The organism is Brevibacillus schisleri (assembly GCF_055685845.1).
Map to the genome: position 1 here is coordinate 3617669 of NZ_JBVNDM010000001.1, position 19573 is coordinate 3637241.

Annotated in this window: 16 protein-coding genes, 1 tRNA gene and 1 pseudogene; 5 read left to right on the forward strand and 13 right to left on the reverse strand. The window is 43.6% G+C overall.

Annotated elements, in window-relative coordinates:
- Nucleotides 1-92 precede the first annotated feature (92 nt).
- The 4 genes from ACUUHJ_RS16955 to ACUUHJ_RS16970 all read right to left on the reverse strand — a co-directional run bounded on the left by ACUUHJ_RS16955 (nt 93) and on the right by ACUUHJ_RS16970 (nt 5788).
- On the reverse strand, nt 93-1142 hold the full coding sequence (locus ACUUHJ_RS16955; protein WP_472299441.1) for a hypothetical protein: 1050 nt from the start codon (nt 1140-1142) through the stop codon (nt 93-95).
- Between the two features lie 174 nt (nt 1143-1316).
- The gene (ltrA, locus tag ACUUHJ_RS16960; RefSeq protein ID WP_106834678.1) at nt 1317-2579 is read right to left on the reverse strand and encodes a group II intron reverse transcriptase/maturase; all 1263 of its coding nucleotides are present in this window, start codon (nt 2577-2579) and stop codon (nt 1317-1319) included.
- 604 nt (nt 2580-3183) lie between these two features.
- Nucleotides 3184-5013 carry a UbiD family decarboxylase gene (locus ACUUHJ_RS16965; RefSeq protein WP_472299442.1) on the reverse strand — a complete coding sequence of 610 codons (1830 nt, stop codon included), beginning with the start codon at nt 5011-5013 and terminating at the stop codon, nt 3184-3186.
- A gap of 73 nt (nt 5014-5086) precedes the next feature.
- On the reverse strand, nt 5087-5788 hold the full coding sequence (locus ACUUHJ_RS16970) for a YjjG family noncanonical pyrimidine nucleotidase (protein WP_289673149.1): 702 nt from the start codon (nt 5786-5788) through the stop codon (nt 5087-5089).
- A gap of 380 nt (nt 5789-6168) precedes the next feature.
- Between ACUUHJ_RS16970 and ACUUHJ_RS16975 the strand changes: the two genes are divergently transcribed.
- Entirely contained in the window at nt 6169-6696 is a 528-nt protein-coding gene (locus ACUUHJ_RS16975; RefSeq protein ID WP_472299443.1) for an isochorismatase family protein, read from the forward strand.
- A gap of 84 nt (nt 6697-6780) precedes the next feature.
- On the opposite strand, the gene ACUUHJ_RS16980 is transcribed toward ACUUHJ_RS16975, so the two are convergent.
- Nucleotides 6781-7110: a winged helix-turn-helix transcriptional regulator gene (locus ACUUHJ_RS16980; protein ID WP_015891469.1), complete on the reverse strand. Its 330-nt coding sequence runs from the start codon at nt 7108-7110 to the stop codon at nt 6781-6783.
- Nucleotides 7111-7343: 233 nt separating this feature from the next.
- On the opposite strand from ACUUHJ_RS16980, the gene ACUUHJ_RS16985 reads away from it, so the two are divergent.
- The 4 genes from ACUUHJ_RS16985 to ACUUHJ_RS17000 all read left to right on the forward strand — a co-directional run bounded on the left by ACUUHJ_RS16985 (nt 7344) and on the right by ACUUHJ_RS17000 (nt 9996).
- The gene (locus tag ACUUHJ_RS16985; RefSeq protein WP_472299444.1) at nt 7344-7703 is read left to right on the forward strand and encodes a DoxX family protein; all 360 of its coding nucleotides are present in this window, start codon (nt 7344-7346) and stop codon (nt 7701-7703) included.
- A gap of 325 nt (nt 7704-8028) precedes the next feature.
- Complete coding sequence (locus ACUUHJ_RS16990) at nt 8029-8238, forward strand: CDGSH iron-sulfur domain-containing protein (protein WP_017249053.1); 210 nt, start codon at nt 8029-8031, stop codon at nt 8236-8238.
- Between the two features lie 250 nt (nt 8239-8488).
- Nucleotides 8489-9472, forward strand: coding sequence for a zinc-dependent alcohol dehydrogenase family protein (locus ACUUHJ_RS16995; protein ID WP_472299445.1), 984 nt, complete (start codon nt 8489-8491; stop codon nt 9470-9472).
- A 131-nt stretch (nt 9473-9603) separates the two neighbouring features.
- Nucleotides 9604-9996: a YkvA family protein gene (locus ACUUHJ_RS17000; protein ID WP_289673156.1), complete on the forward strand. Its 393-nt coding sequence runs from the start codon at nt 9604-9606 to the stop codon at nt 9994-9996.
- Nucleotides 9997-10118: 122 nt separating this feature from the next.
- Here ACUUHJ_RS17000 and ACUUHJ_RS17005 read toward each other — a convergent pair.
- From ACUUHJ_RS17005 to sbnB, 8 genes and pseudogenes are all read right to left on the reverse strand, one after another.
- Nucleotides 10119-11035 (reverse strand): annotated as a pseudogene (locus ACUUHJ_RS17005) (aldo/keto reductase).
- A gap of 288 nt (nt 11036-11323) precedes the next feature.
- The gene (locus ACUUHJ_RS17010) at nt 11324-12295 is read right to left on the reverse strand and encodes an acetyl-CoA carboxylase carboxyltransferase subunit alpha (protein WP_472299446.1); all 972 of its coding nucleotides are present in this window, start codon (nt 12293-12295) and stop codon (nt 11324-11326) included.
- 16 nt (nt 12296-12311) lie between these two features.
- A complete protein-coding gene (locus ACUUHJ_RS17015) occupies nt 12312-12779 on the reverse strand; it encodes a MarR family winged helix-turn-helix transcriptional regulator (RefSeq protein WP_289673160.1) in 468 nt (155 codons plus the stop codon).
- 467 nt (nt 12780-13246) lie between these two features.
- On the reverse strand, nt 13247-14233 hold the full coding sequence (locus ACUUHJ_RS17020) for a phosphotransferase (RefSeq protein ID WP_472299447.1): 987 nt from the start codon (nt 14231-14233) through the stop codon (nt 13247-13249).
- Between the two features lie 131 nt (nt 14234-14364).
- A tRNA-Gly gene (locus ACUUHJ_RS17025) sits at nt 14365-14438 on the reverse strand.
- A gap of 152 nt (nt 14439-14590) precedes the next feature.
- Complete coding sequence (edeA, locus tag ACUUHJ_RS17030; RefSeq protein ID WP_472299448.1) at nt 14591-17650, reverse strand: cyclic peptide edeine export ABC transporter EdeA; 3060 nt, start codon at nt 17648-17650, stop codon at nt 14591-14593.
- 166 nt (nt 17651-17816) lie between these two features.
- Complete coding sequence (locus tag ACUUHJ_RS17035; RefSeq protein ID WP_472301209.1) at nt 17817-18578, reverse strand: ParB N-terminal domain-containing protein; 762 nt, start codon at nt 18576-18578, stop codon at nt 17817-17819.
- A 24-nt stretch (nt 18579-18602) separates the two neighbouring features.
- A complete protein-coding gene (gene sbnB / locus ACUUHJ_RS17040; protein WP_472299449.1) occupies nt 18603-19571 on the reverse strand; it encodes a 2,3-diaminopropionate biosynthesis protein SbnB in 969 nt (322 codons plus the stop codon).
- Nucleotides 19572-19573 lie beyond the last annotated feature (2 nt).

A 19573-nucleotide genomic window follows, 5' to 3' on the forward strand; every position in this document is an offset into this window, starting at 1 on the left:
CAATCGTGCAATTTTTGCAATTATCAGTTCGATTCGACTGCAATGAAAAAGATGACCCCGGTTAAAACTGGGAGCCATCCTCTCTTTATAACCTATTTGACATAGATTGTCGTTTTTGCAGTTGCCTTTGTATCCGTTTCGATGTTTTTCACAGTTGCCTCAAACTTATGTGTCTTTTTTTGCTCCGGCTTGAACTTTAGCAGTACTTTGTACGTTTTATTTTCTTCGTCATATTCTTCAGTGATTTCGGCCACAGCATAATTATACTCTCTGCTAAATTTTGCTGAATCCATTCCGGTTGCTTGATAGGTTAGCAGCAAGTAAATTTCATCACCAAATTTGATTGTTGCGGTTTCTGGGCTAAGAGAAGCTTCGATTTTGGGATTCGCGATCACGTCAAACTTTACCACTCCACTTCCACTTATCTCCTCATCTTTTTCTTTATCATACATTTCCAAGAAAAAGAAAGGGGTATAGGTTCCCTCTTTACGTGGGGTAAAGTAACCTGTTGTTACGTACACGTACATCCCCTTCTTGCGATCAAGTGTGGTTCTTACTTTTTCTACCTTTTGAGTCGAATCTACTGAATTAAACGAGAAAAATAAAAACTTCGCTTCTTCGCGAATCATTCCCTTATACGGAGTATGTACAGTGAACTTTATTTTTTCACCAACTTTAAGTGTTTGTTCAGGATAAATAAAAAATTCTGAATCTACAACAGGCACCGTTCCTGGCATGTTGTCTACACGGATCCCCTTATTTGCTCTTCCAACCCATACTTTATCCGTATCGCTCATCATGATCTCAAACTCGATACTCAAACTTCCCGTTTTGTCGCCGATGATGTCCTCCGGTGTAAATGTTGCCTTTGACACATAATTCTTTCCTTTTATTTTCGTCTCGGGCTCAATGGTTATGGTCTGCTCTTTATCCATTTTTGCCTTAATCACGATTTTCGCTTCGAATGATTTTCCCTCTTTTTTCGTAACTGCCTCCATCTGTATCTTCGTTCCGGGAGAATACCTGTCTTTTTCTGGACTTATTTTTAGTTCAACCGGTATCGACTCTTCTATTTCTTCGGATGCCAAGGTGACTGCGGGTGACCATGTGACAAGCAAGGCTACTGCAATAATCCAACTCATGAGGAAATAAATCCTCGAAGACTGCTTTCGCTTCATGAAAAACATTCCGTACCCCTCTAACCATTTTTTGGTGAAACCTCCATCCAAATCGTACCATTACAATCGAGTAGGAGGGAGTGACTAACTCCCGTCCTCTCACACCACCGTACGTACCGTCCGGTATACGGCGGTTCATCAAGCTTGACGAAGAACAGAATATCGTTGTACTAAACTTTTCAGCCCTTGTTGTTGCCAGTATGCAACTCCGAGGGCTTTGTGTATTTGAGGAGTCTTTGTGGAACGCCACGCACCCTTTCGGGTGTTTGCAATTTCTATTGCTTGGACGTGTGATAAACCCAGAGAACGAAGTTCTCGATATCGGGTTTTTATTCGCTTCCACTGAGACCACAAGCAAAGTCGGAGTCTGCGCCGTATCCATTCTTCGATGGATTGTAGAATTTTCTTTGCATCTGCAAGGGCGAAATATCCAACCCATCCCATGAGATACTGGTTTAGCTTCCGAATCCTTTCATCCATAGAGATGCTCCATACCGGATTTGTGATGAAGCGGATTTTCTCTTTCAACTTCAGAAGTGATTTTGGATGAAGCCGAATCCTTGCTTGCTTTGCGTTAGTGAAACTGAAACCGAGGAACTTACGTTTCCAAGGTCGATCCACTGCACTTTTCTGCTCATTTACTTTTAGCTTAAGTACCTTCTCCAAGTAGTTTTGGATACTCTCTTTTACCCGTTCTCCCGCCCGCTTTGTTTTCACGTAGATGTTGCTATCGTCTGCGTATCTACAAAAGCGATGTCCTCTCTTTTCCAGCTCTTTATCCAAGTCGTCAAGCAGGATGTTCGCCAATAACGGACTAAGCGGGCCACCTTGTGGTGTGCCTTCTACTGCCGAGAGGCAGACTCCATTGATCATGATGCCTGCTTGTAAGTATGCGCGAATAAGTTTCAACAAAGCTTTGTCTTTTACTTTTCGGGCAACCCGACTCATTAAAATATCGTGATTTACCCGGTCGAAGAATTTCTCTAAGTCCATATCTACGACAAAGCGATATCCTTCGGAAATATAAGATTGTGCTTGTCTCATAGCGTCATGCGCACTGCGATTCGGTCGGAATCCGAAACTGGATTCTGAAAAGTGGGGATCGAATATGGGAGTAAGAACTTGGAGAATGGCTTGTTGGATTAAGCGATCTATCACGGTAGGAATACCTAATAACCTTACCCCTCCGTCAGTTTTCGGGATTTCGACTCTGCGGACAGGGGAAGGTTTATAGGTTCCTTTCATAATCTGTTCTTTAATGGTTAACCAGTGTTCACGGATATAATCGCGCAGTTGTTCGGTTGAAACACTGTCGATTCCCGCCGATCCTTTGTTTCTTTCCACTCTTTCGAGCGCCACTAATAGATTTTCCCGTGATAGGACTTTCTCCAACAACTCCATGACGATACCCTTTCCTTCGCACGCATCCTTCTAGTCTTGTCGGTCAATACTCAGCCCTCTCTTGTACCCTCAGGGCTTCACCCTTATTCTCCAAGAGTAGTTCCTTACGGAATTCTGCTTCACAGTTTGATCACGAAAGTGATTAGCGGATGTGTTGACTTAATGTTCAGCCCTTCCCCGTTCAAGCGTCCTTTACTTGGGTACTATGGCTTCTGCTGACTTCTGCATGTTCAGCGACTCCTTACGGAGACGGTTACCAACATTTGAAGGCACTTCATGCAGACCTCCCCAGGTAAGAGCGATAACTTTCATCCCATGTACCTGCCCAAGTTTACTGCTGTATTCCTTGGCTGTATAGGGCTTCGTCTTGTTCAGCAGACTCGCCCGAATACAACAGCCTCAAATTGGATTCGTGTACCTCAGGTCGGGACTTTGCCGCTGGCTTCCTCCAGATTCCACCTCACGGTAGACACCCTTGCCTTGAGCTAACGGTTGGTACAGCCAACCCCCGTTCGGGACTTACACCCTAGAGTTATCGCCCATGCTGGGCGCACTGAAAAAGGTCCGCAACGAAAGGTTACGGACCTCTACTTTTAGGCGATGCTTACAGGATTCCTCCCAAGCTCGCACCTTTGACAAACAGTCGTTCGATATTTTTCTCGACAGTTGGATCTGGTACCAATGGCGGTGCTTGATGGGGCTTGGTTCGGGCATCAATAATCAAATTATCGCAACCCCAATGCTTATTCTCGTAGTAGCTGTTCACGCCATAAATGTCGTGGGATGGATTGCTTCGTGTGAAGGTTGCCCACAGGAAGTTTTGTAGCGACGCGCTCATAAAGGTACTGTCGTCACAAAGGATAATCATCGGGCAAGACGGGATCGGCCCTCTTGCTTGAATCGCGTCACACAGATTCTGTAATTGCTGCTGAGCGTTTGCATAATCGGTAAAAGCAGGCCCCTGGATCGACACCACTCCTGGCATAATCAGGCGGGCATTCTCAAACTCTCGCAAATCCTTCAGCTCATCCGGCACCTCTTTGCACAGCTCTCGTTTTTGATCGCCGTAAGCTGCGAGGACAACCTTACTGCCGCTGTTTAAGCCCGTTCCCGAATAATCCAGCGTGTCAATGGTCGTGTTCGTATAAAAATGAACATCGCGATGCAGATCAATTCTTTCCAAAATATAGGTCATAAAATCAACTTCATCATGTGTGGTCAACGGTCGGTTTTCTTCGGCGGTAATGAATAAATACTTGGCTAAGCTCAATTGTCCCGTCCCTAAAATGCGGTTGGCAATGGTGAGCATCTCCGTCGGCTGTTTGGCTTGTTGATATGGCGTATAGCGCTCGCTTCCGATGGCAAACAGCAGCGGATGTACACCGGCTGCATCTACCGCGTGAACTTCTTTAACACCGGGGATTTCTTGTTTGATCGCATCACCCGTTAACTCGTGAATCAACTGACCGAACGATGTATCTTCTTGTGGCGGACGGCCTACAACCGTGAATGGCCAAATGGCATTCGGCTTGGCGTACACTTTCCTTACCTTCATCACAGGGAATGGATGGATCAGACTGTAATAACCCAGATGGTCACCGAACGGTCCTTCTGGTTTCGTATCGCCAGGATAAATATCTCCTGTGATGACAAAATCCGCATCATTGCTTATGCAGTAACCATCGATATAGCTGTAGTGAAAACGGCGCCCAGAAAGCAAACCCGCAAAAGTAATTTCGCTCAAGCCTTCTGGCAACGGCATAACAGCCGATAAAGTATGTGCAGGCGGCCCGCCAACGAAACAACTTACTTTCAGCGGCATACCCATTTTGGTCGCTTTGGCTTGGTGGACACCGATCCCACGATGGATTTGATAGTGCAAGCCAATTTCTTTGTTTACTTCATACTCATTACCAGTCAACTGCACACGGTACATACCCAAATTGGAATTCATGATTCCAGGCTTGTCCGGATCTTCCGAATAGATTTGGGGCAGCGTAACAAAAGCTCCGCCATCCATCGGCCAGCTTTGGATGAGTGGCAAGTCGGTTATGCTGATTTCCTGTGCAGTTACCGGCATGCTAGTGGACTTTTTTGCAGGCAATGCTTTCAGAGCAGCAAAGCCGTTCTGGATATTTTTAAATGGCTGCTTTAGCGCTTTCATCGGATCATTGCGCATAGCGATGATATTTTCAGCGGCTTGCCAGGTGCTTCTGAAAATAAACTTGCTGCGCTCGATTGTGCCAAATAGATTGGATACCGCGCGAAATTTTGAGCCTTTTACATTTTCAAACAGCAATGCTGGTCCGCCCGCTTCGTACACCTTCAAGTGAATCGCGGCCATTTCTAGATAGGGATCTACTTCTTCCCGAATACGGACCAAATGTCCGTGCCTTTCCAAGTCAAGGATGCACTCTTCTAAATTCTGATACATATCTATAGGGCTCCAATCACTAGATTCTAGATTTACCTGTAGATCAATACCTTCTCATCATACAGGAAAGATCCTACAAATTCACGATACCCTTCCGCACAATTTCTTGAAGCTCGCTCCATTCTCTGATTTCGTACGTCGGCTGAATGCTCGTCTGATTTTCCTTGCCCTGAGGATTGAACCAGCACGTATCAATCCCGTAATGGGCTCCCCCTTGTATGTCAGATGTCAGGGAATCTCCCACCATCAATACGTTCGCCTTCTCCGTCCATTGCAATTTGGAAAACGCGTAGTCAAAAATTTCCCGATCGGGCTTTTTGTAGCCGACCTCTTCGGAAATAATCAGATGCTCAAAAGAGTTGCAAAGCGGTGAAGCGGCGATTCTTGCCGTTTGCACAGAGGCGAACCCATTCGTAATGATCGCCAAACGGCAACCCTCCAAACTGTTGCACAACTCAACCGCTCCCGGTACCAAATGCACTTCTTTGCCCAAGGATTCGAGATAGGCGCTGCCGAACGCCTCTGCATCGACGTCTAGCTGAACAGCTTTGAAAAGTCTTCGAAATCTTTCTACGCCCAGCTCTGCTAGAGTGATCCGCCCCTTTTCTAAATCCTCCCACAATCCTTTACTGATCTCTTTGTAGGTCGCTCCATAATCAGACGATCCCGTAGCAAGTCCAAACTGGGAAAACGTCTTTTGCAAAGCATTTGCTTCTGTTTTTTTGAAATCAAGAAGTGTATCATCTACATCGAATAATATGACTTGATAGCGCATGGCAACCTCCAGAAATCTTTATTGATCAAGTATTCGTGCAAACTAGACCTTTCTATCATATCAAAAACAGAAGGCTAAACTGCATACAAAAAGCCTCGAACTGTACTAGTCGAGGCCGTGGAGGCGAGCTGGTCAACAGCTTGTTTCCAATGAAAATCCATAATACCCTAGCTTAATTCGCACTTCATTGACGACATGTAAGACGGAAACCGTTCCCATTTCCGGTATTTCACTCGTGGAAGAAGAGCCTTGTGTGGCTAAATTGGGAAACACGGATGAAGTACTTGAATTTCCTTCATTATCTTATGGTAGTTACTTTGCAGGAAGTACACGCTTTCCTACCGAATGATCTATCTACATGATAGAAGGAAGGTGAAGCAATGAGCGCACTCTTAGTCATTGATGTGCAAAGCGGAATTGTGAATGGTGGGGATTACAAAGAGGAACTTTTTTTGATGGAACAAGTAATTAAGGATTTTAAAGAGAGCAATCGTCCTGTCATTTTTATCAGACATATCGATGCTGCAGAAGAAAGTCCACTGAATAGAAGCTCTATCGGTTCTGAAATACACCCTCCATTTAAAGACTATTCTGATTACTTGATCGAGAACCAAACCCCTAGTTCCTTCTTCCAAACGGAGCTCACACAAACTTTAGAAAACTTAGGGGTCGAACATCTTTTTATAATCGGTTTTGAGACGGAATTTTGTTGTATGTTTACGGCCATTGCTGCCTATGATCGCGGATATAAGGTGACGTTCATTAAGGACGCAACTGGAACAACAAATACCGCCGAATCATACGACATGCAAGGTTTAGACATTAAACGGTTTGTAGGAACCGTTCTTCGTTGGTCGAGTGTCATCGAAGTAGTAAACTACGCCGAGTACGTCGAAAAATACAAGTGATGAGTAGCGCATAATCTGTTATACAAGGGCTTACCATCGATATTCCATTGCGGATGAAATGGTAGGCTTTTCCTATGCATCATTTTATTTATGAATACGCGCTTCGCCCCACTCGCACATCAGATTCAAGATCGTCCGCAAGCTCTCTCCTTGCTCCGTAAGTGAATATTCCACTTTTAAAGGAACCTGATGATAGACGGATCGGTTGACCAATCCATCTTCTTCGAGCTCACGTAGCTGTTGGGTCAGCATCTTTTTCGATGCGCTTGGCATATATCGATGCAGCTCACCGAATCTTTTCGTACCTTCTTTTAACAAACAAAGAATAACAACCTTCCACTTCCCACCAATTACTTCCAATGTCGCTTCAACGGGTACGTTATATTGTTTTGTTTGGATATCGCATTCCTCCATGCTTTTTTCCCGATTGGTTTGGTGCCTTTTGCACACCTGGTTCCCGGAAATTATCTACTTTTCGGCTATTACCCCATCCTATTATACTCAAATCAGCTTCCGAAATGGAGGAATTACCTTCAACAACAATCCTACCTACGATCCAAAACGTTCAGTCATTGCTATATGACAAAAGATGTCATGATGGACGGCTTATACTGAATCCAACAACGAAACGATTGGAGGATTTCAGTGTGAAAAGTCTGCGTACGTTTGCAAAATGGGTAATCATTGTAGGATTGTGCTTGATGTTCGTTTTCTCTGGTATTTACAAGCTGATTGGTCATCAAGAGGCCACACTCGCCTTCCAAGGATTCGGGTTTCCCCCTTGGTTCCAAGTTGTAATCGGGTTGGGAGAAGTGCTCGGCGGACTGGGTTTATTGATGAAAAAGTATGCGCGTTACGCCGCCTATACACTCGCAGTCATTATGCTTGGTGCTACAGTCACTCTGCTTTTACATGGTGACACATCTATTGTAGTGATTCCGCTTGTCTTACTCTTTGTTTTCTTGCTGATCGGTCTACGCCGATTTGATCCTTCTGCTGCTCGCTAAAAAGGCCGCCAGTTCCCACCCGTAACCAGGTGAGGAGCTGACGGCCTCCCGCTTTTTTTCAAGCTCACTCGTTTACAAATGCTTCTTTATAAAGTGTAGGAGGGTCTGACTCTAAGTCATCCATTGAAATCGTCATGAGACAAAACCCTTTCCCTCCTAAAAATAACCGTACCTTGTCTTGATTTTAACACGAATTTGCATTGTTCCACCAGCAAGTTCAATATCGCTGTGACAGGCTCTTCCCATGTAGAGAATAATTATTTACCACATACCCTTCTGCCCGAAATCATAGTAGGTAAAGATAGTAAAAAAGGAGGGATGACATGTGGATCAAGAAAAAGTAACCATCAAGATTAACGACAATGGATCAATTCGTGTTACTGGTGCAGTTGAGTTACTGGATGGAGCAGGCGACAAGTATGAAATCGGTTCATCTTTTTCGCTCTGTCGATGCGGTCAATCCGAGAAAAAACCGTTCTGTGATGGCACGCATAAAAAAGTAGGCTTTGAAAGTGCACCACGAGCAAAAGCATGATCCGAAAGAGCGCAGATGCGCTCTTTTTCTCTTTTCAATCTCACTTTATGTCAATTTGTTTCCCCGCCAAACAATTGGTATAATTTTGAAAAGCATTCCTGGAAAGATTTTGTTTAGCAGCATGCCAAATTCTCGTTTTGATGACGGCGTTTATTTTTTATCACTATGATAAAGACAATCCGATCCATACGTAACGACGGAAGAACTTTCCTTCGTCACTGATCGCTGACAAAGTTAGGAGTACACAACCATGTATGCACAAGTTATACGTTACGATCAATTTGGCGAGCCTCATAAAGTATTGAAGGTTGAACAACGGCTGATTGAACCGCTGAAGCAAGATGAAATTTTGGTGAAAATGAGCGCACGTCCTATTAACCCTTCGGACATCATCCCGATTCGTGGTGCTTACAAGCATCGCATCAACCTCCCCGCTATTCCTGGGTATGAGGGGGTTGGTACCGTTATTGATACAGGTCCTTCTGCTCCCCGCTCTCTTATCGGGAAACGTGTCCTGCCTTTGCGCGGTGAGGGTACATGGCAAGATTACGTCAAAACGACAGCCGAGCTAGCCATTGAGGTTCCTGATTCGATCCCAGATGATATCGCCAGTCGGTTGTACATCAACCCCATTACTGCGTGGATCATCTGCAAGGAGACCCTTCAACTGTCTTCTCAGCAGGTTTTGTTAATCAATGCAGCCAACTCAGCCATTGGCCGCTTGTTTATTCAGCTATCCGCTCTTTTTGGTTTTCGGGTAATCGCCATTGTCCGAAACGCAAGATATACCGAGGAGTTGATGCAGCTTGGGGCATGGCATGTCATCGACAGTTCACATGTGTCTATCTATGATGCCATCATGAGTGTCACGAATGGACAAGGTGCACATGCGTCTATTGATTCCATTGGCGGGCCAGACGGTTTAAATCTGGCGAAGTCTACACGTGCTGGCGGGATTTTCTTATCATTAGGCCTTTTATCGGGAGTTCAAGTGGATTGGTCGATCATCTCGAAAGAGCTTGGCGTTCTCCCACAATTGTTTTTGTTGCGCCACTGGAATCAACGGGTTTCCGTTTCTACCTGGCACGAGACGTTTGAGAAAGTCATCGAGCTCGTTCAGAATGGGAAGCTCCTTATAGCTGCGCCTGGAGAAAAATTTGCTTTGCAGAATGTAAAAGAGGCCGTGCAATTTGCGGAGAGCCGTCATCGTACGGGTAAAGTCATCTTGGTGTAAACACCAGAAAAAGACGCTGGGGAAGATCTATCATGCAGCACCTCATGGACTAAAAGTGGTGTCAATAACACCGAAGCCAAAAATGAGCGTTTTCTCGCCCTTTTTGGCTTCAACGAAACATAGGGGGACTTATGGCTAAACATGAAAAGAGATTTCTTAAAAATTATGAATCCAAAGCCTCGGAATATCTGAATGATAAAGAAAAAGCTTCTCATCTCCTAAAAAAAGCAATGAAAAAAGCTGATAAAAAAGCGATCGGTGATGTTTGGGAGAATTTACAGCTTCTCTTTAGTATTTTCGGTGATTGGACGAGTGGTAAATACCGAACAATCCCTGTTAAATCCATCTTGATGATTATTGGCGGGATTTTGTACTTTGTTTCACCCGTAGACGCCATCACAGATTTTATTCCCGTTGTTGGTTTACTAGATGACGCGACAATCATTGGATTGGTGTTTCGACAAGTGAGCAGCGACCTTACTCTATACAAAGAGTGGAAACAAAAAGAATTTTTACAGGAATAGGTAAAATCCAATCTAGTAGAGCGAGGGGGTGCTTTGATGACGTTTCACGAGTATTTACACTATACATTTCCAACGTTAATGCTTAGACCATCATTGTTTTATTGCTGGGATATTAGAATCCGTTAAGGCAAGACATTTCCGGCAGCGCGATAGATGTCATACCACTCTTCTCGCGTCAAACGAATATGGGCAGCTTTCACGCATGCTTTCATTCGGTCGATATTCGTCGTGCCAATGACAGGTTGCACGTTCGCCGGGTGCCGTAGTAGCCAAGCGATGGCGATTGTCGTGTTGGAGACTTCATATCTAGCTGCAATTTCATCGATTTTCTTGTTCAATTCAGGAAATTTCTCGTTCCCAAGAAAAGACCCCTCGAAAAATCCATACTGGAACGGCGACCAAGGCTGAATGGTAATATCATGCAGCCTACAGAAGTCGAGTACACTACCATCGCGGTTCACAGCCGAGTTGCTCACCATATTGACGTTGAAGCCTTGTGAGATCATCGTCGCGTTCATAATACTGAGCTGCAACTGGTTAACGACGATTGGTTGCTTCACATATTTGTGTAACAGCTGGATCTGCATCGGATTTTGATTGGAGACACCAAAGTGGCGTACTTTACCCGTGCTTTCCAGAAGATCGAATGCTTCCGCTACTTCTTCTGGTTCGACAAGCGTGTCAGGACGGTGCAACAGCAAAACATCCAAATATTCAGTTTTTAGACGCTTTAGAATACCATCTACTGCATTCAAAATATGCTCTTTGGAAAAGTCGAACATACCGGGCCGAATACCACATTTCGATTGCAACAGGATACGCTCGCGAACGCTAGGGCTCATCTGAATCGCTTCTGCAAATACTTCCTCACAACTGCCTTTTCCATAAATATCTGCATGGTCGAAGAAGTTCGCCCTTCTTCAAGCGCCGTTTGTACGAAGCGCTCCGCTTGCAGCTTGTCTAGTGAGCCTATTCTCATGCAACCGATTGCGATAACAGGGACTTCTAACTTGCTCGTGCCGAGTGGTATGGTTCTCATTTCAATCCTCCGATTCTATTTTTCAACTGGTATCACCAAGAAAGGACGGCTTGTTAAAGCGGATTATCATGCGAGCTCATTGGTTTATTCTACTCACAAGACTGAGAATCCTGCGGGAATGGAAATCGGGATGGATAAGGTGAATGTACAAATAAAAAGTCCTTCCCAAATTACCATGGAAGGACTTTGTTTGGTGTAACTTCCCTGTACACCCTTGTTTCTTCTGTTCAGAGAATATATAGTATTTCACCTCACAGAAAGCGCATTTACCTTTCCTTTCATTCTTCTCTATTTTTCCTCATCAGTTCCGTCTATGATTCCAATTTTCCCCATCTCTCTATACTTTTCATATCGCTGTTGTGTAAGCTCTTCTGGAGACATTCGTACCAATTCTTTTAGAGATGATTCGATTGCAGATTCAACCATTTCCGCCTGCCATTTTATATCATTTTGTGCTCCACCTTTCACTTCAGGAATGATTTGATCAATAATTCCTAAGTCCTTCAATTCTTTTGCTGTAATTTTCATGTATTCAGCCGCTTTTGGAGCATACTTAGCATCTTTCCATAATATCGATGCCGCTCCTTCCGGAGAAATAACCGAGTACCACGAGTTATCTAGCATATGAATATGATTACCGATACTAATCCCAAGGGCTCCACCACTTGATGCTTCTCCTATTACAATACAAACAATCGGTACTCTAAGTGTTACCATTTCAAATAAATTACGAGCTATTGCCTCAGAAATTCCACGTTCTTCAGATTCTCTCCCCGGATAAGCACCTGAAGTATCAATGAATGTAATAATAGGGCGATTAAACTTTTCAGCTTGCTTCATAAGGCGTAAAGCTTTTCTATAACCTTCTGGGTGTGCCATTCCAAAATTTCTTTCTATGCTTTCCTTTGTGTTCCTACCTCTTTGGTGACCAATAATCGTAACAGGCATGCCTTTATATTTCGCAATTCCACCGATTATTGCTTTATCATCTCCATATAGTCGATCGCCATGAAGTTCGATAAAATCTGTAAACAATAACGGAATATAGTCCAATGTTGTAGGCCGGTTACGAAGCCGAGCAATTTGAACTCGTTGAAATGGTGAAATATTCGTATAAATTTCAGATTGCATTACTTTTAATCGTTCTTTTAATGCATGAATTTCTGAAGATAAATCGAGATCATTTTTTTCCATATACTTCTGTAATTCATCGATTTTTTCTTTTAATTCTATAATTGGCCCTTCAAAGTCTAAACTCATTCACGGCCTCCTTCTATTACGATTTTCCATTCCTTTTTAAGGAAGCGGATTTAGCTATCGAGTTGATTAAGAGTTCAAAGCCATTGACAACTGTTTTCCGTTCAGCTTCTGATAAATCATTGAGAATTCCTTGATAAAAATGAATCGATTGTTCCCGTAAAGAAGCAACCGTTATTTTACCTTTTTCTGTGAGATATAGATAAACCTCCCTTCTGTTATTTTCATTTACTTCACGGCAAATAAGCTCATTTTTTACCAACTTGTCTACTAATCTACTTACCGATGATTGTTCCAATTTAAGCTTGTTAGCTAATTCCCAAATAGTTAATTTCTTGAGCTCTAGTTCTTCTAACGCCATCATTTGGGAAACCGACAAAGGTTTTTCAAACAGATCTTTTGGAATTCTTTCTGGTTCGAGAATTCCAGTCATTCTAATAAATTTTTTAATATCTGTTCTTAGTTTCAAGGCTTCTTCTCTATTCATAAGAAATTAATCACTCCCATCAACTAGTGTCTTGCGCATAATATGTATAATGCATTAATTGCATTATACATGAAATTGATGTAATAACAAGTTACCGCCTTATTTCACATCCAAAGAAAACCATTTTGGATTACCAGTCGACCGTCTCTTACCCCTGTCAAGTAGACGCAACTAAAAAAGCCTAAGCAGCCAGTGTGTTTCGGTTGAAGTGCACCCATTAATGTAGACATTGGAAAAACCCCTGCAATAAACACGGCTGTTGTATTATCCTGCCTGTTAGTTGAATAAATCCAAAAACTAAATAATATGCGGTCATTATTGACTTATGAAAGACTGGTAGGGTATTTGATAATAAATAAACACAACAGATTATTAATGCTAACTGTTGTGTTTATTGAACCATTTACCCGGCTAATTTGCTAAAAACGGCAAAAAGTCGGTTCGTTTTTCATGATCACTTTCTTTAGCTAGATATTCCCTAAAAGTGTGGACATATTTTTATGATTGTTAGCGAGCCAAATCATTTCCTTTGCAAAACGAGCCGGAGGTACACTATGTTGGTCCATGTTAGAATTAATCCACCATGGGCTTTCCATATACCACAACAACTGCAATGAATTTGTTAAGTAACCATCCATAACGGTGCGTTCCTCACTGTATCCCTCAATAAACGCTGAAGCCAAGGAAACGTCAAAATAATCATCTAAGGCACATGACATAACTGCCCGTGCAACATCAAGTTGAGGATAATCATATTTCAGTCGATCAAAATCTAGTATTGCAGTTAATCGATTATGATCAAATAAAATATTATCGACCCAAAGGTCACGATGTGCCCACCCAGTAGAAAGTATTTCAAGGTTTTCAATATTCATTTCTTCAGTTGCTTTAAGTTGTGTCTCTATATCATCAAGCAATTCGATCTTCCCAGCTTCCCTTGCCTTTTTCATAACTGATTTCCAATGTGCTAAACGCTCTTCACGGCTTGGAGGAACAAATTGGGGAGTATCTTTAGAACCAAGTGTCCCGTCGTTTAACAATCGATGCATTTTTCCAGTTGCTCGACCTAGATTGTATACTTGATGTGCATTAGCTTTACCTGGCGAGATTAGTTTTCCCTGGCAATATTCCATGACAATAAAGAGTTCTCCTTTATCTGATTTAAGCAGTATACTTTCATCGTGTGATAAAAGATTAGGACATGCAAGGCCTTGATTATTTAATCTAACCTGTTGAGAGAATGCAAACTTTAGATCCTCAGGATTATACAGCTTAAATCGTTCTTTATTGTATTGTTTAAGTAAGAATTGCCCTGATTCAGTCGTGACTCTCCATTTCAGGTTTAACCAACCACGTTTTATTGGACTGGATTCAATTACTTCCAATCCAAAAAAATGATGTGAAGCTCTAATTAAGTCTTCCAATATCGATTCCTCTGTTAATATTGACTCCATTTGACCACCTCTACTTACAGTTTAATTGTATGAACTACTTAAAAGTTTCGCTTCCAATCGTGTTTTTCTGCAAACATTGCTGCAAAAACAAGAAAAGCCCTTGATATCAAAGGCTTTTCTACCATTTCGTATGGAGCGGGTGATGGGAATCTAACCCACGCCACAGGCTTGGGAAGCCGGAGTTCTACCATTGAACTACACCCGCATGATGTTACCTCATTCTATTCCAACTGCTTCCAATTATATAGCTATCTGAATTATTTGTCTAGTATCTCCAATCGAAGGGAGCGGTGCCAGTCCTACAAGAAAAGACCGTCGGGCATCGTCCCCGTTCGGTCTTCTCTGCTTGCTTTTCCATCAGGCATGCGCAAACGTTTGCTGCGAAATAATTCGTCCACTCTCCATTTTTACTACCTGGTCAGCAAGATGGAAATAGCGATCGTCGTGTGTGATCGCGATGACACATTTCCCCTGTCTTTTCATTTCTGGCAGCAAGGATTCGTAAAAGAATTGGCGATACTCAGGATCTTGGTCTGCTGCCCACTCGTCAAAGAGGAAAATAGGTCGGTTTCTTACCAGACTGAGCATTAAGGCAAGGCGTTTACGCTGACCCGTAGACAGCTTTGTTGTGCTAAACGTTCCCGTTTCATCCACTTCTACTTTGTCAGCGATGCGAAGCACCTCTAAATATTTGTTCACTTCCTCTTGCTTCGCTTGGTAATCGATTCCGTACATCTTCTCAAATAGGTAGAAATCACTGAAAATCGCAGAGAAGAATTCGCAGCGTTGATCAGCATTCACTTTTTGGCCATTCATGAAAAACTCGCCCTCATCCTGCTCATACAATCCGGTGATTAGCTTGGCAAATGTTGACTTCCCGCTGCCGTTACCACCAACAATGAAGACGATTTCCCCTTTTTGGCAGGAGAAGTCCAGCGGTCCTACGGAAAACTCTTCTCCCTCCTTGTTTTTGTATCGAAAACGCACCTGTTCCGTTGAAAACGACTCAAAATCTTGCGCGTTCCGCTCAGCTAAGCTCTCCTCTTCTCTTCTCGTTTCCACTGATAAGGAATCAAGCAACGCATTCAGTCGCTGCCAGCTGATCTTGATCCGAATCAGCTCCGGTACTGCATTCAAAATACCGTGAACAGGCCCTGTCATATACAGAAAGACAAACACATAACTAATCAGCATCTCTTTTTGAAGCGAAGGGAATAGGACCGGGAATAAAAAGGCAACCGTGCCGATTACCACAACGAAAAGCAATTCCCCAATCAAATACACGTTCACAAATTTAAATTGGCCCGCTGATTTCTTATGTCGATAGTCAGAGCAGCTTTTTTCCATATCTTCTTCGAATTCTTTTCGTTGCGCCTGCGTCAGATATAGCTCCTTGAAGCCTCCGATCATATCGGTAATATAGGAGAAAAACACATTTTGGATGTCTCGGGTTTCCTCCCATACTTTGTTTGCAAAGCGACCTGCCAGCGTATACAAGCCTACTGCCACAAAAATGACCGCCAAACAAAACAAAAATCCGTATAGATCCAGCGAGCCCAGATAAATGAAGCAAAACACGAGTGTAACCGCACTCGTCAGTGCCACGACGACACTATTAGCGAACGTACTAATCGTTTCCGTATCGTTATTTAACCCCGCATATATTTCACCGTTATCAAGTGTCTCGTACTTTTGATAGGGGGTCCGAAAAATTCTGCGGATCAGTTCCATTCTTTTTTCGTATACGATTTCATTTGTGATGACAATCAGCCGGCTACGCATCATTTTCTCCCCAACGATATACAACAAGATACCCAGGAGAAAATACAGGAAAATGGATGCGTGAAACTTGTTCGTAGAAGTAAGTGCCAGATTGATCATAAAAATAATCAACGCATTTCCAAATCCGCTGATAAGCCCCTGTATGACAATAGACGTCATGGATGTTTCTTGCGATTTCGGGAACAAGCGGATGAGTGTGATGTAGACATTAAACAGAGCGAGTCCTGTCACCAATGCGTACATGGCGTAAAAAATGGTGATGGGGAGCCAGACCTCAATGAATGGCCACGGTAAGCCCATAAAAAAAACGTCGGGCAAATAGTATAAGGCGGCTGTCAAAACACTGCCCATGACAACAAATGCAACAAAGGATGCAAAACAGATTCGCCCCGCATTCGCGGCGAGTTTTCTTTCGCCTCGATAAACTTGCACGAAAATCTGCACGATCCCCCCAACAAGTAGCAACAAAAGGATGCCAAGGATCACAAGAGAAATGCTTGCCAGGCGATCCGCTTGAAGATTGGTGTCGGACACGATTACGGGAGCTTCTTTGCCTAGTACAAGATTGACGGCCCCTTCTGCGATAACAGATGCGTTCAACGAATTGAGATTGGTCAAAACGACGGCGCCCAGCTTTTCTTCTGGACGAAATACCATGTACGAAGAAAAGGCAGGGTTATTGCCGCCGTGCGAAATTTGCCCTCCACCATCCTGATAAATCATCCAGCCTGACGCATACGAGAAACCGTCTGCAGCAGGAGCTACCGAACGATCAGGAAGATGGGAAGCACGCACCAACTCGGGAGGAAACGAAGATGCCTCCAACCCTAGCTGAATCTGCAACCATCGTTCCATATCGTTTAAATTGGAAACGACATAGCCCGCTGGCGTATTTCCACGATAATCAGGCGCATCATACACTTTTGGGGAAAAGAACTCGATTTTATGCCCTCTTGCCATCCCCTCCACGGGTGCTTGTGCCTTCAAAAAGGTTTGGGTTAGTCCTAATTTGGCAATGACCTGTTGCTGTACATATTGCTCATACGTTTCTCCGGTGACTTTCTCAACAATATAGCCCAGGATATCGTAGTTAATGGTGGCGTATTCATACTCGGTCCCCGGTTTGCGTACCAGTTCAAAATGATTGATGGCTCGCACAGTTTCTTCGATCGCATTTTCACTAGAAGAAATAGGGATGGAACCAATGCTTTCAAACGGAATCCCGCTATTATGGTACAGCAAATGCTTAATCAGGATTGTTTCCTGTTGTCCTTTATATGTAACGCGAAACCATGGAATATAGTTCTGAACCGGGTCGTCCAGCGAAAGTCGTTTTTGCTCGACAAGCTGGTGTACGGCTAGCGCTGTAAATGCTTTGGAGTTCGATCCGATTTCAAACAATGTGTCAGAAGTAACCGGCTCTTGCTTTTCGGTGTCAGAGAAACCAAACGATTGCTTGTAAATGGTTTTCCCCTCTTTGACGACCACAACGGCTGCTCCTGGGATTTTTTCCGACTCCATGGTCTGATTGACCAGCTGTTCGATTGCCGTTCCGATTTCCGTATCCTGTCGAACGCTTGTTTCGGCATACACGGGTATACTGCCAGATAGTACGAGAACCAAACCCATCAGCAAGAACGCTAGTTTTCTTCTCGACTCCTCTATGATCTTTTGCAGAATGATCCACTCCTTTTTAGGCTCTGCGTCTGTGGGAAAGACCGTAACCGCAAGAAAACGAGCACATGATGTCAATTGGGATTGGATAGAAACCGTGGCAAATTAAACTCGCCACGGTTTCTTATTACGCATCGCACATATACACGGGTTTCGAGTAGAGGCGCAAGGTTTCTCTCCATTTTTTAACCAATCGCTCCCACTGTTCTTGCTCGATTTGCTCTTGTTTCAATAGGCTAATCGGAATACACAAGTTTAATAGACGCCCGTCTATTTCAAAACGGGTAACACCCGCAGGCAAAACATGCCCTTCCGATACGATACGCTCCAATTCAGCCAGACTGATTTGCGGGAACCGTATCAAGGTAGCTCCTGTGTCCGGCCATTCGAGCATTCCTGTGGGCAGCCGATGCACCGGATGGCTATAGTTATAACTATCAACCAGTCGACGCCATAGCTTCATTCGCAACTCATCATCCTGCCGATTCTCATTTGGATACAGATAGAAACGTTCGTTGTTCCCTATCTTCATCTCTGCCACAGGTGTTTCTCGTAAACGCTCTGTTTCCCATCGAAACACAGAATCTTGCTCCACCGATTGCAACCATGAAGCGACTGGCACAATATGATCCCACATATCCAAATGAAAATCCTCATGCTCCACTACCTGTACGGGGATATGTTTGCACCCAAGCGCTTGAAGAGCAAAGGTCCGATGTGCACCATCAATGATCAAATACTGGCCGTTTTGCATGTGAATCGCCAGCGGAGGATGTCGCAAAATCCCTTCCTTCTCAATGATCTGTCTGGTCTTGTGTAGTCGCTTGTTTTCATGTGACTCGTGCAAACAAATACGAGATGACTCTACCAGTTTTAGATTTGCTAGCACATCGTACAAAATGGTAACCTCCAGTTAGTCTTGCAAGTGAGTTCCGATCCCCTGCGAGAGTGCTTGTTTGTAGTAGTAGGCAGCAATGGCGATATCAAAAATCGCCATCCCCATCGGATTAAACATGATGGGCTCATCTTGTGGAAATTCCTTCATCTGGTCCAGGCAGACGATATCTGTAATGGATTTGGTATCTTCTTTTTGCAATCCTCTTTCCAGATGCATCATCTCGATGTCTGTGTTCTCACGGCAAACTTCAGTCCAGTCATCTACGATAATGGAGCGGGTATAGTCGAGAATTTTTGGTGTAAAATCGCGTAACGACACATTTAACAACAAAGAATGACGTTTGGGTTGCTTGTCAATAAAACCATGCGGTGATACCGTGCACGTAATGAACACATCTGCCTCGCAGTATGCCTCTTCCCACGTTTGCGCGATAAATGTTTTCTCTTTTATCTCAGCCGGAATATGCTCCTGCTGGATACCCGCAATGTCATAGAGAACCACCTTGTCGATTTTCTCACCTAACATGGCCGTTACCATTTGTAGATGAAGTCTGCCAATCGGACCAAATCCGATAATTCCGACCGTTACATTTTGCAGGGGACGTACTTGTTCGTAATGCTTGAGGAGAAGACCGGAAACAGAAGCCGTTCGAATCCCGCTGACCAGGGCAGTATTAATTGTTGCCACAGGCTTACCTGTTCTGGCTTCGTTCAGGATCGTAATCGAATGCGCGCGTTGGATGCCCTCTTGGAGGTTTTTCGGGAAACTGGCAATCCACTTGATTCCCGCCATGTAAGTATCTCCACCTACAAATGCTGGCATGGCAATAATACGGTTTGCCATGTCGTGATATCGCAAGTAAGGTTTAATCGGCTGTGCATAATCTTCCTTGTATAAGGAATGCACAGCATGTTCAATAACATCAATGGTTTCCTTCCAATTCTTGCCGACCTTTTCAATATCACTCGTGTTTAGATATAACATTG

Coding starts and splice junctions, on each gene's coding strand:
- ACUUHJ_RS16975 (WP_472299443.1), top strand. CDS start 6,169: ATGAGCGCACTCTTAGTCATTGATGTGCAAAGCGGAATTGTGAATGGT.
- ltrA (WP_106834678.1), bottom strand. CDS start 2,579: ATGGAGTTGTTGGAGAAAGTCCTATCACGGGAAAATCTATTAGTGGCG.
- ACUUHJ_RS17015 (WP_289673160.1), bottom strand. CDS start 12,779: ATGAATAGAGAAGAAGCCTTGAAACTAAGAACAGATATTAAAAAATTT.
- sbnB (WP_472299449.1), bottom strand. CDS start 19,571: ATGTTATATCTAAACACGAGTGATATTGAAAAGGTCGGCAAGAATTGG.
- ACUUHJ_RS16955 (WP_472299441.1), bottom strand. CDS start 1,142: ATGAGTTGGATTATTGCAGTAGCCTTGCTTGTCACATGGTCACCCGCA.
- ACUUHJ_RS16980 (WP_015891469.1), bottom strand. CDS start 7,110: ATGGAGGAATGCGATATCCAAACAAAACAATATAACGTACCCGTTGAA.
- ACUUHJ_RS17000 (WP_289673156.1), top strand. CDS start 9,604: ATGGCTAAACATGAAAAGAGATTTCTTAAAAATTATGAATCCAAAGCC.
- ACUUHJ_RS17010 (WP_472299446.1), bottom strand. CDS start 12,295: ATGAGTTTAGACTTTGAAGGGCCAATTATAGAATTAAAAGAAAAAATC.
- ACUUHJ_RS16970 (WP_289673149.1), bottom strand. CDS start 5,788: ATGCGCTATCAAGTCATATTATTCGATGTAGATGATACACTTCTTGAT.
- ACUUHJ_RS16995 (WP_472299445.1), top strand. CDS start 8,489: ATGTATGCACAAGTTATACGTTACGATCAATTTGGCGAGCCTCATAAA.
- ACUUHJ_RS17020 (WP_472299447.1), bottom strand. CDS start 14,233: ATGGAGTCAATATTAACAGAGGAATCGATATTGGAAGACTTAATTAGA.
- ACUUHJ_RS16965 (WP_472299442.1), bottom strand. CDS start 5,013: ATGTATCAGAATTTAGAAGAGTGCATCCTTGACTTGGAAAGGCACGGA.